13 protein-coding genes are annotated in these 13,885 nt (G+C 41.3%); all 13 read left to right on the plus strand.

Going from position 1 to position 13,885, the window contains the following annotated elements; translation table 11 throughout:
* The first annotated feature begins 67 nt into the window (after positions 1-67).
* The 13 genes from AC1XUO_RS17840 to AC1XUO_RS17900 all read left to right on the plus strand — a co-directional run bounded on the left by AC1XUO_RS17840 (position 68) and on the right by AC1XUO_RS17900 (position 13,859).
* Positions 68-1,702, plus strand: a complete 1,635-nt coding sequence (locus AC1XUO_RS17840) for a hypothetical protein (protein WP_483331131.1) — start codon at positions 68-70, stop codon at positions 1,700-1,702.
* A gap of 170 nt (positions 1,703-1,872) precedes the next feature.
* A complete protein-coding gene (locus AC1XUO_RS17845) occupies positions 1,873-3,999 on the plus strand; it encodes a T9SS type A sorting domain-containing protein (RefSeq protein ID WP_483331132.1) in 2,127 nt (708 codons plus the stop codon).
* Positions 4,000-4,195: 196 nt separating this feature from the next.
* Positions 4,196-4,570 carry an NADH-quinone oxidoreductase subunit A gene (locus AC1XUO_RS17850; protein WP_090337190.1) on the plus strand — a complete coding sequence of 125 codons (375 nt, stop codon included), beginning with the start codon at positions 4,196-4,198 and terminating at the stop codon, positions 4,568-4,570.
* A gap of 28 nt (positions 4,571-4,598) precedes the next feature.
* Complete coding sequence (locus tag AC1XUO_RS17855; protein ID WP_235152273.1) at positions 4,599-5,141, plus strand: NADH-quinone oxidoreductase subunit B; 543 nt, start codon at positions 4,599-4,601, stop codon at positions 5,139-5,141.
* A 7-nt stretch (positions 5,142-5,148) separates the two neighbouring features.
* Positions 5,149-5,649 (plus strand): NADH-quinone oxidoreductase subunit C, encoded by a 501-nt coding sequence (locus tag AC1XUO_RS17860; protein WP_235152272.1) that lies wholly within the window; start codon positions 5,149-5,151, stop codon positions 5,647-5,649.
* Positions 5,650-5,672: 23 nt separating this feature from the next.
* The gene (gene nuoD / locus AC1XUO_RS17865; RefSeq protein WP_235152271.1) at positions 5,673-6,899 is read left to right on the plus strand and encodes an NADH dehydrogenase (quinone) subunit D; all 1,227 of its coding nucleotides are present in this window, start codon (positions 5,673-5,675) and stop codon (positions 6,897-6,899) included.
* Between the two features lie 44 nt (positions 6,900-6,943).
* On the plus strand, positions 6,944-7,441 hold the full coding sequence (locus AC1XUO_RS17870; RefSeq protein WP_483331133.1) for an NADH-quinone oxidoreductase subunit NuoE family protein: 498 nt from the start codon (positions 6,944-6,946) through the stop codon (positions 7,439-7,441).
* A gap of 24 nt (positions 7,442-7,465) precedes the next feature.
* Positions 7,466-8,803 (plus strand): NADH-quinone oxidoreductase subunit NuoF, encoded by a 1,338-nt coding sequence (gene nuoF, locus AC1XUO_RS17875; protein ID WP_483331134.1) that lies wholly within the window; start codon positions 7,466-7,468, stop codon positions 8,801-8,803.
* Positions 8,804-8,999: 196 nt separating this feature from the next.
* Positions 9,000-10,433, plus strand: a complete 1,434-nt coding sequence (locus AC1XUO_RS17880; protein WP_483331135.1) for a hypothetical protein — start codon at positions 9,000-9,002, stop codon at positions 10,431-10,433.
* A 26-nt stretch (positions 10,434-10,459) separates the two neighbouring features.
* Positions 10,460-11,578 (plus strand): NADH-quinone oxidoreductase subunit G, encoded by a 1,119-nt coding sequence (locus AC1XUO_RS17885; protein WP_483331136.1) that lies wholly within the window; start codon positions 10,460-10,462, stop codon positions 11,576-11,578.
* A 35-nt stretch (positions 11,579-11,613) separates the two neighbouring features.
* Positions 11,614-12,693 carry an NADH-quinone oxidoreductase subunit NuoH gene (nuoH, locus tag AC1XUO_RS17890; protein WP_483331137.1) on the plus strand — a complete coding sequence of 360 codons (1,080 nt, stop codon included), beginning with the start codon at positions 11,614-11,616 and terminating at the stop codon, positions 12,691-12,693.
* A gap of 22 nt (positions 12,694-12,715) precedes the next feature.
* Positions 12,716-13,309: a NuoI/complex I 23 kDa subunit family protein gene (locus tag AC1XUO_RS17895; protein WP_483331138.1), complete on the plus strand. Its 594-nt coding sequence runs from the start codon at positions 12,716-12,718 to the stop codon at positions 13,307-13,309.
* Between the two features lie 31 nt (positions 13,310-13,340).
* The gene (locus AC1XUO_RS17900) at positions 13,341-13,859 is read left to right on the plus strand and encodes an NADH-quinone oxidoreductase subunit J family protein (RefSeq protein WP_235152265.1); all 519 of its coding nucleotides are present in this window, start codon (positions 13,341-13,343) and stop codon (positions 13,857-13,859) included.
* Positions 13,860-13,885: the final 26 nt, after the last annotated feature.

A 13,885-nucleotide genomic window follows, 5' to 3' on the forward strand; every position in this document is an offset into this window, starting at 1 on the left:
TATAGTGCCGGTTTAGTATGCCTTTTACGTAGAAAAGATCCGTTTAACAAAAACTGTACTCATCGTTATGGAAAGTCAATTACGCATTAACCGGCTCGTTATAGCTGGTTATTTTACAGTCTGGTTTGTTATAGGAATTTTTATCGTCAAAGATTATGGGGTCACATGGGATGAGCCCATCATGAGATTACTAGGGCTGGTTGGGTTGAAATATGTAAACGAGATATTTGGCAATCCCTTCGTCATTCCGATCAGCAATCAAATCGAGGACTTCAGCACTTTCATCAATCACGAATACGGCAGTCTTTTTGAAATCATCCTTGCAGGTGCCGAGTTCGCTTTCATCAAGCCATTTGTTTTTAACCACCTCGAAATGGATAGTTCGGCTTACTATCTTCGTCATGTTATTACCTGGATGGTATACTGGCTTTCAAGTATCTTCTTTTACAAACTTGTACGAATAAGGATCAAAAGCGTTTTCATTTGCCTGCTCGGAACTTCGGTTTATATTTTATCCCCCCGAATTTTTGCAGACTCATTTTATAATTCCAAGGACACCATTTTCCTTGCTTTTTTCGTAATCAATACCTACACACTCTCGCTTCTTTTCTCAAAGTTTACTTTCAAAAATGCCGTATTTCACGGAATATCCACGGGATTATTAATAGCCATTCGGTTAATGGGTATTATTTCCGTCGCACTTTCACTGGTATTTATTCTCACCTATGTACTTTTTGCGGCTGATAGAACAGTGCTAAAAAGAAATATACTTATCATCTGCACTTACCTGCTAATAGCATGTGTTTTCATGTATATGTTATGGCCATTTTTGTGGGAAAGTCCTTTTTCAAGGTTTTTCGAAGCATTAAAGCTCATGGCTCATTTTGTCAGGCAAGATAGCCCTATGCTTTATCGCAGTGAATTTATCAACAGAGATCAAATTCCCTGGCATTATATTCCGGTCTGGCTGCTGATTACGATCCCACCTTTTTATCTGGTACTCGGCTATGTCGGAGGAGTTGTGGTGGTCTATAATTTTGTAAAAAAGTTTATTCAAAAAAACACGGCCAGGATTCACTTCATTGATCTGTATACGATCGCCTCTTTGATTCTTCCTATTGCTTCGATCATCTTTTTACATTCTATCATTTACGATGGCTGGCGGCACCTCTTTTATTTACACGCCTTCATTGCCTACCTGGCAACCTTGGGTGGATATTTCATCATCAAGGCCGTTCCAAAAAGATATTCTTTATATCCTAAATTAGCTTGGGCCGCAGGCCTGTTGTTTTATGTCGGTTTGATCATCAGGATGCATCCCCAGCAACAGGTCTATTTTACCATGTTCAACAAAAATCCACAAACTGCTTACGAGCTCGACTACTGGGGACAATCCTATAAGCAATCGCTGGAATGGCTTTGCAAGAATTCTGATAAAGACACAATTAAGATCGCCTACATTCGAATTGGTAATCAGCCAATGACAATGAACAAGAGAATTCTGCCAGCCAAAGACCGTGATAGAATTGTATTTAAATCTTCATTGAGAGAAAGTGACTACTATATAACCAATTACAAATTTGTTGACCACGATCTTCTCAAAGGGATACATATGGATATCAGCGATAGCCTCGACAAAGAATTATATAATATTGCACCACTTGGATATAAAATAAATACCGTCTTTTCCGTTAAAAAATAACCGAATTATCCAAGTTCTTAGTCGGGGATAATACTAAAATAGAACATCCAATAAAAGAAGTATATCAAAACCAGAACTAATCTTTAAATTTGTGAGAATTTCCTGACAGCTTCTTAGTTGTTTTAATTGCAAGATTGTTACACAAGAAATATTCTTTTAATCACATTCTAATGCTTGATAAAATTTTTACCCTTTGTTTTCGAAAGATCTGGCTACTTCTTTTTTTGCTTCCATTGGGATTAAGTGCCCAAATCAGGATTACGACTCCCGTTGAGCGGGCAGTTTATCAACGCAATTCAACCGGACAGGCAACTGTCTCCGTGACAGGAAATTATACGGCACCAGTTGATAAAATCGAAATCCGGGCACTTCCTGCGATTGACGGCCAGGGAATCGCTACTGCATGGTCTACGCTGCAGGCAAATCCGACAGGCGGATTGTTTAGTGGTAGTATCACACTTTTTCAAGGTTGGTATACACTGGAAGCACGGGGATCGCTGAATGGTACAATCGTTGGACAAACGTCAGTGGTATCACGTATGGGTGTGGGCGAAGTTTTCATGATAGCCGGCCAGTCGAATGCACAGGGTGTTGATTATGAATTTGCAAACAAACCAGTTGCTACCGACGATCGTGTTAACTATATAAATTACAATAATTCTGTCAATTCACTGAATGATCCGCCATACCCCATTTTTGAGCGTATGAATGCCGTAAATATCACTGTGGGACCGAGAGGAAAAACACCATGGTGCTGGGGAATTTTAGGAGATTTGCTGACACAAAAACTAAACGTTCCGGTACTTTTCATCAACACAGCATGGGAAGGAACGTCAATTGGCAACTGGAGCGAAAGTGCAGAAGGAAAAAGGACACAAAATTCTTTTGGTTTCTTCTACCCTGATCAAATGCCTTATGCCAATCTTCGGTTATCCATGCAGCATTATGCAAAGGAGTTTGGTGTAAGATCGATCCTGTGGATGCAGGGAGAAACGGATACCTATCCATTAGCTACGGGTTACGAAACATACAGAAGCAGGCTTCAGTTTCTGTTAGATAAACTTGGTTCTGATATCAACGGCCGCGTAACCTGGGTCATTGCCCGTACTTCAAGAATTCAAAATGCAAATCTTCAGTCTGTAACAAGTCCGGCAGTTATAGGCGCACAAAATGCTGTAATTGATGGACTTTTCAGCTCTGCTTATCCCGGACCCGAAACGGATCCGCTTTATCCGCAAAGATTTGACGGCACCCACTTTTCTGGCACCACCGGACTTACCATCCTTGCTAACGCGTGGAACAATACTCTAAATACTGCATTTTTCACAAATGTTAGTCCGCTTCTACCAACGGCAGTACCAAAAATCACCAGCATTTGTGCACCAAACAATACATCGTTGACGCTTACTCTTCCTGAGGGTTATGCATCCTATACCTGGCTTCCAGGTGGTGCTACCAGCCGGACGATCACGGTGACTTCTCCGGGAGAATACAGTGCGCGGGTTAAAGATGCTTCTGGCAACACGGTTCATAGTCAAAAACTCATTGTTACCTCATCGATAAAACCGGAAACACCAACGATTGTACAATCAGGGTCTCAGCAGGCATGTGCGGATTCAGCCTTTGTTTTTTCATTGACTTCGAGTAACGACGCTTACAGTTGGTTCAAACAAGGAACAACCAATGTTTTGGCAACAACGCCAACGTTTTCTGTCGATGAAGCTGGTACTTATCAGGTCAGAAGTCAGAATGTTTTTGGTTGCACTTCTGACGTCTCTGCTGCTGCTTCTCTGATTATCAGGCCAGAAGTGTCGCAGCCTACCATTGCAAAATCCGGACCGTTCACAATCATGGCCAGTATTCCGGAAGGCACCATGAATGAACAATATGATTGGAAAAGAGATCAGAAAATACTCTCGCTTCATTCAAATATTATAAAAACGGATACATCAGGACAATATTCAGCACGCACGAAAGTCAATTATACACTTGGCAACAATCTGCTGACCTGTTATTCTCCATTCTCCGGAACCGAGCAAGTAATTACTGATACCGAAAATGATGTGGTAATCTTTCCAAATCCGGGAGCCGCTGATGATTTATACATTGAGTCGCGCGATAACATGCGTAATGCGGAAATTACGGTTTACGATATGTTTGGCCGTGTTGTAATCACCCAAACCCAGGATCTTACAAGCCGTGTAAAAATACTCACAAAAAATCTTCCCTCAGGTAAATATGTCATCAGAATCAAGTCTGCGGATATTTATCTGACCAAACAAGTTATGGTTAGATAAATATTTTTCATTAAAAAATCAATAAATAAGCCATGAGTAATCGTGGCTTATTTAGTATGATACTAATTAGGTAAAAGAAGACTTAAAGAATTTGATTGATAAATTTGCAAAGGCTAATTTTGACAGTAATAAAGTTTTCATTGGCGTAAAATCCTTTGGATCCTAATAGCAGAACATATATTGAAATCAAAAATCAATGAATAATAACTATCTTCCTTCTGACTATTTGCCAATTATCGTTCAGTTTCTTTTAGCTGCCGGTTTTATCGGAGGCACGATGATTGTAACCCACTTAATTGGACCAAGCCGTAAAAGCAAACTAAAGGACGATCCTTTTGAATGTGGGATTGAGTCTGTTGGTGACGCCAGAACACCGATTTCAGTAAAATATTTCTTAGTAGCTATTCTCTTTGTTCTTTTCGATGTCGAAGTAATATTTATGTATCCCTGGGCTGTCAATTTTAAGGAATTGGGAATGTTTGGGTTTGTAGAAATGTTATTGTTTATGGCGCTACTACTTTCCGGATTTTACTATATCATCCGTAAAGGGGTTTTGAATTGGGAAGACTAGATTATAAAACATTATAATCCGATAGATTATGAAAGCAGTAACGATAGCGGAAGCACCAGAAGGACATAGCGGTTCAGGATTTTTTGCAACTTCATTTGATGAAGCCATTGGTCTTGCAAGAAGTTATTCACTTTGGCCTTTACCATTTGCAACATCTTGCTGTGGTATTGAATTCATGGCAACCATGGGTGCTCATTATGATATATCACGTTTCGGATCGGAACGTCCAAGTTTCTCACCACGCCAGGCTGATCTGCTGATGGTGATGGGAACAATTGCAAAGAAAATGGCGCCTGTCGTGAAACAGGTCTATCTTCAGATGGCGGAACCTCGCTGGGTTCTGGCCGTTGGAGCCTGCGCATCAAGCGGCGGAATTTTCGATACATACAGCGTTTTGCAAGGTATAGACCGGATTATTCCAGTTGATATCTACGTACCAGGATGTCCTCCCCGCCCCGAACAAATTATCGACGGGTTGATGGGAATCCAGAAACTGGCGCAAAACGAAAAACTTCGTCGCAGAAATACCGACGAATACCAGGAACTTCTAGCATCCTATAATATTCAATAAGTACCCTATGCTAAGCAATCAGGAAGTAGCCGAGGAGCTACTAGGGAAATTTGGTGATCAGGTATTTGATTTTGAAGAACCTTATGGTTTTTTAACCCTCTCTACAACACGTGAAGAGATTATTTCCATGCTGGAATTTTTAAATCAGCATAAAACATACCAAATTAATTTCCTTACAGACATTACAGGAGTTCACTACCCTGATAATGAGGGAAAAGAATTTGCTGTGGTTTATCACCTGCATAGCTTCATTCACAATTTCAGAATCCGTATAAAAGTATTTATTTCCGAAGCAGACATTCATATTCCGACTGCGACTGGGCTATACGCAAGTGCCAACTGGATGGAGCGTGAGACTTACGACTTTTACGGAATTCTTTTTGACGGACATCCGAACCTTGTCCGTATTCTGAATATTGAGGAAATGGATTACTTTCCAATGCGTAAGGAATATGCTTTGGAAGATGCTACGCGCGAAGATAAAATTGATGCGCTTTTTGGTCGTTGATCCTTTAAGGAAAAGAGTAAGTTATGGCAGATATCGAATTATTACCTCATAATGTTCCTTCCCAATCAGAGTTACCTGAGCTGATCGAGGAACTTACTACCCTAAACCTTGGCCCTACCCACCCGGCTACCCACGGTATTTTTCAAAATATCCTACAGATGGATGGTGAAAAAATCGTTTCCGGAGAGCAGACCATTGGTTATATACACAGAGCTTTCGAAAAAATTGCTGAAAGACGTCCATTTTACCAGATTACGACGCTTACTGATCGCATGAATTATTGCTCTTCACCGATCAATAATTTTGGCTGGCACATGACGATGGAGAAGTTTTTGCAGATTCAGGTTCCAAAACGTGCACAGTATATCCGCGTGATCATGATGGAACTTGCAAGAATTTCTGATCACCTGATTTGTAACAGTATCTTGGGTGTGGATTCAGGCGCATTTTCAGGTTTTCTTTACGTGATGCAAAAACGTGAGGATATATATGAAATCTACGAAGAAGTCTGCGGAGCACGATTGACAACAAACATGGGCCGTATCGGTGGTATGGAGCGTGACTTGTCGTCAACAGCACTTCGTAAAATCCGTGAGTTCATCAAGACATTCCCGCCAGTTCTTCGTGAGTTTGAAAAACTGATGAGCCGAAACCGTATTTTTATGGATCGGGTTATCAACGTGGGACCAATTTCACTGGAACGCGCACTTTCATATGGATTTACAGGTCCTAACTTGCGTGCGGCTGGTCTGGATTATGACGTTCGTGTGATGGAGCCATATTCTTCGTATGAAGATTTTGATTTCAGTATACCCGTGGGACAGAGTGGCGATACATTTGACCGGTACAACGTTCGTATGGAAGAAATGTGGCAGAGTCTGAAAATAGTTGAGCAGGCTTTGGAAAATCTTCCGGAGGGACCATATTATGCCGATACCCCAGAATATTATCTTCCTCCAAAAAAAGAGGTTTATAATAATATGGAGGCACTTATTTACCATTTCAAAATTGTAATGGGAGAAATTGATGCTCCGATCGGTGAAGTTTATCACGCGGTTGAAGGCGGTAACGGAGAGTTGGGTTTTTACCTGATCAGCGACGGCGGAAGAGCGCCGTATCGTCTGCATTTCCGCCGCCCAAGTTTTATATATTATCAGGCCTTTCCTGAAATGTGCAAAGGAAGCACGCTTTCAGATGCTATTCTGACTATGAGTAGCCTGAACGTTATTGCAGGAGAATTGGACGCATAAAATCAGATTGATTGTTTGATTTTTCAAAAGATCGTATTAAAGAAATGACTGAAACACCAAATCCCGTTGCGTTTACTCCGGAACGACTGGCGAAAGTAAAAGAGATTATTGCACGTTATCCTGAGGGCCGTCAGAAGTCGGCTCTTCTTCCCGTTTTACACGTTGCCCAGGAACAATGGGGATGGGTTAGCAGCGAAGTGATGGATCATGTTGCTGAATTGCTTAGTATCGAACCGGTTGAAGTATATGAGGTAGCTACGTTCTACACCATGTACCACCTTGACGCGGTTGGAAAACATGTGATCGAATATTGTCGCACAGGACCTTGCTGCCTGATGGGCGGTGAAGAAATATATGATTATCTGAAACAAAAACTTGGTATTCAGGCCGGGCAAACAACGCCTGACGGTTTGTTTACATTGAAAGAAGTTGAATGCCTTGCTGCTTGTGGATGGGGGCCGGTTTTCCAGATTCGTGAGCAGTTTTATATGAATCTGACACGTGAGCGTGTTGACGAGATCATCGAAGAATTAAGCAAATAAGCCTTTTAAAAATAGTATCCCGAAATGGCTATAAAAATATTAACAGAGCACATTAACGTCCCAGGTATTGAAACCTTTGAGGTTTACCGCAAACAGGGAGGTTATTCAGCTGTTGAAAAAGCGATCAAAACCATGACTCCTGAGGAAGTTGTGGAAGAAGCAAAAAAATCCGGAATCCGCGGACGTGGAGGTGCCGGATTTCCCATGGGAATGAAATGGGGCTTTTTGGCAAAACCAGAGGGCGTTCCACGTTATTTGGTATGTAATGCAGATGAGTCAGAGCCTGGTACTTTTAAAGACCACCATTTGATGAAAAGCATTCCTCACCTGCTTATTGAAGGCATGATCGTTTCCAGCTTTGCATTGGGCGCCAACAAGTCATTTATATACGTTCGCGGTGAACTTATGTATGTGATCCGTATCTTGGAAAAAGCGATTGAGGAAGCAAAAGCAAATGGTTTTCTGGGTAAAAATATATTAGGTAGCGGTTACGATCTTGAACTTGTGGTGCAGCCAGGCGGCGGTGCTTACATTTGTGGAGAAGAAACCGCGTTGCTGGAATCTTTGGAAGGAAAGAGAGGAAATCCTCGTAATAAACCGCCATTCCCTGCTGTAAAAGGACTTTATCAAAGCCCCACTGTTGTGAACAACGTGGAGTCTATTTCCAATATGCCATGGGTTATCAACAATGGAGGTGATGCCTATGCAGCGATCGGAATCGGGCGTAGCACGGGGACAAAACTTATTTCTGCCTCAGGTCATATTCAGAAACCTGGTGTTTACGAAATTGAACTGGGCGTAAGTGTTGACGAATTTCTTAATTCTGACGAATACTGTGGCGGAGTCCGTAAGGGACATTATTTGAAAGCGCTGGTTGCAGGTGGTTCATCTGTCCCTATCCTGCCAGCGCATTTAATTACCAAAACTGCTGCCGGGGAGGATCGACTGATGAGTTATGAATCCTTGTCAGACGGAGGTTTCGCAACGGGTACAATGTTGGGTTCAGGAGGTTTTATTGTTTTTGACGAAACTGCTTGTATCGTTCGAAACACGTGGAATTTTTCTCGTTTCTATCATCACGAGTCCTGCGGGCAGTGCAGCCCTTGCCGAGAAGGAACTGGCTGGATGGAAAAAGTACTTCACCGCATTGAACATGGTCACGGAAGCATGCACGATATCGATCTGCTTGTTGATGTTGCTAAAAAAATAGAAGGAAATACTATTTGTCCGTTGGGCGATGCAGCTGCCTGGCCTGTTGCCAGCGCAATCCGTCATTTCCGTGATGAATTTGAATGGCATATCACCAACCCACATGAAGCTACCCAACCAGGAGCTGTATTTATGGGCGCAGTTTTAGCCTGACGGCGTTGTTATTAACCTAAAAGTAATTCTTATACACCATAAACTGATTCTCTGATCTCTTGGCGAGTCGGGCCGGAAAATACCGGATGATGTAAAAATTTCCAATATGCAATTATTTATAAGGCCGGTTTACAATTTTATAAGGAATAACGCGTACCCCTTAACTTTTGCATTTTGTATTGTTTGTACTGTTATAATGCTCTATATCAAAGGAGTATTTATATTAAGTTATCACCCGGACATATCAGGTAGCGAACGAGGTACAACTTTCGGAATTCAAATTGTTGCGGACAATCAGCCACTTTACAGAAATCCTGAGGTTCCGCCTTTTTGGATTGTACAGTACGCGCCTTTATATTATTACCTTGTTGGAAAGACCTATCAACTGCTAAACTGGGATCCTACGGATATTTACAGGATTCAATTTTTAAGCAGGTTTATATCTTTTGTTCTTGTTTCAATTTCCATGATCGTCGCTTATTTCACGGTCAGGAGATTTATAAAAGTTTCAAAATTACTGAGTGTCATCTTCTGTTGTCTGCTGTTTGGCCAGCTTCAGGAATGGCATCTTACCAATTCCAGGATTGATAGTCTGCTGTTCTTATTTACTGTTTTATATGTTCATGTAATATTAAAAGCACTCGAACAGAAGGAAGAATGGAATAAATATTTTGTCCTGGCCGGATTTTTAGCGGTCGTTGCCTTTTTCACAAAACAGAGTGCACTAATCCACAGCATCGTATTGCTAGGATATTTCTTTTATAGATTCCAGTGGGCCTCATTGCTTAAAATGGCAGGAACATTGGCATTACTGTTCACTGTATTTACATTAATTTTCAGCCAGTTACAGTTTAGAGTTTTTTACGATAATTTATTTGGAAGTTTGCAGCTTCCGATTGTTCCGGGATGGTTCTACGCTTATACTTTCCGCTATGTAGTTCCGGCGATGAGCCTTTTTATAGCAGTCAGTTTTGTAATAAATCTGAAATGGCTGATTTATGCAGCAGATCCCAAAAGAATATTTCTGTCACTTTCGACATTTTTATTTTTTGGCTTTGCAACAGCAACAGCCTTTAAACATGGAGCGGCGGTAGGATATTATCACGAGTACGCCTACGTAGGGTTGCTAGGGATATTTTATTACTTTTATAATGAAAACCTGGCTGTAACAAAATTGTCGCTGGCAAATTACTTATTCCCGGCCATGGTGGGCATGACGATGTTATATTTCACCAGCCAGCAAATGGAGAAGTATTACAATACGAATCTGGAAAAATATCAATCTGATTACATGCAGCAGAACGACGTAAAAAAATATGTCCTTGCTCATATCGGGAAAGACGAGAAAGTAGTAATATCAGGAGGTGAAGATTTTCGTGGATGGCTTTTACAACACATGCTTTTTAAGCATTTATTAGCTTATCAGGATACGGAAGTTCGCTTTTTGCATGAAGCCAAAAGATTTGATTTCAGTGGCTTTTATGATTTAGTAAAAGAGAAAAAAATACGGTATTTGGTACTGGATAAAAACAGTCCTCCTTATCTGTACGCCTTTGACTACACATTTAATCTGAACGATTACATGTTGGAAAAAGACATTCACGGGTATAAGGTATATAGATTAAAATAACGAAGACGATTTAGAGAAGTCTTGATATGGAAGAAGTAAAACCTCAGTTAATTAAAATAACCTTCGACGGTATAGAAGTTGAAGTTGAACCTGGAACGACGATCATGCAGGCTGCGCGTAAAATCGCAGAAGCTGACGAAAGCCAGGGGCATTTGGTACCGCCTGCCATGTGTTATTACAAACCACTTCCGACTTCGGGCGGTAAGTGTCGTGCATGTCTGGTCCGTGTCGCTGCTGGTTCTGCAAAAGATCCGCGCCCTATGCCGAAGCTTGTTCCATCCTGTATTACACAGGTACAGGAAGGTATGATTGTTGAAAACACAACGAATCCGGCCGTTCTGGATACACGTAAAAGTATTGTTGAATTTTTGTTGATCAACCATCCGCTTGATTGCCCGGTTTGTGACCAGGCAGGAGAATGCCATTTACAGGATTTTTCTTTTGAGCATGGCTCTGCAAAAACGCGTTACGAGGAAGACCGCAGAACTTTCGACAAAATAGATATTGGTCCATTTGTTCAGCTTCACATGACGCGTTGCATTCTTTGCTACCGTTGCGTTTATACTGCTGACCAGATTACCAACAAACGTGTGCATGGCGTAATGAATCGCGGCGATGCTTCTGAGATCAGTACGTATATCGAAAAAGCCATTGATAATGATTTTTCAGGAAACGTAATTGACGTTTGCCCGGTAGGTGCGTTGACTGACAAAACATATCGTTTCAAAAGTCGTGTTTGGTTCTCAAAACCGGTAGATGCACATTGCGACTGTGATAAATGCAGTGGAAAAGTTACCCTTTGGTATCGCGGTGATGAAGTGATCCGTGTCACAGCCCGCAAGAATATGTGGGGTGAAGTCAACGAGTTTATCTGCAATACATGTCGTTTTGAAAGAAAGAAAACAAGCGACTGGACAATTGAAGGGCCAACAAAAGTGAAACGCAGTTCAGTAATTTCTGCCAATAAATATCCGAAGGATCTTATTGCGAAACCTGACTTTGCACTTAAATTAGCGGCAACCCAGTTTAAACCAATCGACGACGACCGCGAATACACAACAGATGCTGAAACAGTTCGTCATCAGAGCATAGAAAATAACGATAAAGCAAATCATCGTTCGCTATTAACAGATAACAGAAATTAATTTCTGCCATCAATATTTAACTGTGAAGTAAAAAAATGGAATTAACGGAGTTTATTATCAAGACAATAACAATTCTGGTTGTTTTTGTATTAACGCTGGTGATTGCGATGTACTCTACCTGGGGCGAGCGCAAAGTTGCCGGTTTTATCCAGGATCGGATGGGGCCTAACAGAGCGGGACCGGGCGGATTATTGCAGCCTCTTGCAGATGCGGGAAAGATGTTTTTTAAGGAGGATTTTATTCCTGCCCTTGCCAATAAATGGCTTTTTATAGCAGGACCAAGCTTGGCTATGCTTACGGCTCTTTTAGCTAGTGCCGTTATTCCATTTGGCAGTACTATCCGGTATGATGGCGTTGAAGTTATACTTCAGGGCGTTGAGTCAAATATTGGTATTTTATACGTTTTTGGTGTAGTTGCCCTTGGTGTTTACGGTATCATGATTGGTGGCTGGGCATCAAATAATAAATTTTCCCTGCTTGGCGCCATCCGTGCAGCATCTCAGAATATCAGTTATGAAGTAGCTATGGGGCTTTCGCTGATAGCAATTTTAATGATGAGCAGCTCTCTATCGCTTGGTGAAATTGTGTCACAACAGCATGGTGGAAACTGGAACATTTTTTATCAGCCGCTTGGTTTCATCATTTTCCTGACCTGCTCTTTCGCAGAATGTAACCGTGTTCCCTTCGACCTTCCGGAATGCGAAACCGAACTTGTTGGCGGATACCATACAGAGTACGGAAGTATGAAACTGGGTTTCTATCTGTTCGCAGAATACATCAACATGTTCGTTTCATCAGCGATTATTTCAACACTTTATTTCGGAGGTTATAATTACCCTGGAATGGATTGGGTTTACAATCAACTGACGGCCTCTCTTGGATCGACAACAGGCCATAATATTGCGACCTTAATTGGTACCGGCGTGTTCTTTGGAAAAGCTTTATTCTTTATCTTCTTTTACATGTGGGTAAGATGGACGCTTCCACGTTTCCGTTATGACCAGTTGATGAATCTGGGCTGGAAGAAACTTATTCCATTGGCTATTATTAATATTATCATCACCGGAGCAAGTGTGCTTTTCTTAAAGCCGTTTATTACTTCTCTGTTGAACTAAGTAACAAAAAACAAGTATTGCCATGCAATTGACCAATCGCTCGAAGCAAGTAAGCAATAAAGAAATGACGCTGATGGAGCGCGCCTACCTACCCGCTATCGCGACAGGTATGGCAATTACGCTGAAGCACTTTTTCAAAAAGAAAGTAACCATTGAATATCCTGAGGTAAAAAGATATCTTGGCCCGGTATTTCGTGGACGACATATATTAAAACGTGATGCAGAAGGACGTGAACGTTGTACAGCTTGCGGCCTTTGTGCTGTGGCCTGCCCTGCGGAGGCGATATCCATGATCGCAGCGGAACGTGAAAAAGGCGAGGAAACACTTTACAGAGAAGAAAAATATGCTGCTGTTTACGAAGTAAATATGTTGCGTTGCATCTTTTGTGGATTGTGTGAAGAAGCTTGTCCGAAACAGGCAGTATATTTGCGTCACGATGAATTCATTCCGGTTTTCAATGATCGCAACCAGGTGATATGGGGGAAAGATTTATTGGTTGAAGACATGAACAATCGTTACACACGTGAAGCATGGACTAAGGAAGAAGCGCACTTACTGGACATGAAAAGAGCGAATGGCGAAGCAACCAACGTTGTACCAAGAGCTATTCCCTGATTTTGAACTTTATTTTTGATCCGCAAGCATTATGAATCCGACGCTATCATTCTTTTATTTTTTGTCTTTTTTGACTGTGCTTAGTGCACTGATGGTTATTCTGTCTAAAAACCCTATCCACAGTGTTCTTTATTTGATCCTGACGTTTTTTACGCTTTCAGGTCATTATATTTTATTGAATGCCCAATTTCTTGCAGCAGTAAATATCATCGTTTACGCTGGTGCAATTATGGTGTTGTTTTTGTTCGTTATTATGTTCCTTAACGTGAAGGATGTGCATGAGGAAGCCAAGAACAGTCTTACGAAAATTGCGGCGGCAATAGTTGGTGGAACTGTTTTTGTAATTCTTTTCGGTGCTTACCGTAAAACGATCATAGCGCCGGCAGATCCGAATAATTTTGATTCGCAGGTTGGTATGATCGAAAGCCTGGGAAAACTTCTTTTCCGTGAATATTTGCTTCCTTTCGAATTAGCTTCAATTCTGCTTCTCGTAGCGATGGTGGGTGCGGTAATGTTAGGTAAGAGAGAAATTGGAGAAAGACATTTTTAGGAAATTTCAAGAGATTATTTTTGTAG

Source organism: Dyadobacter sp. HNCC25DJ186 (assembly GCF_056895235.1).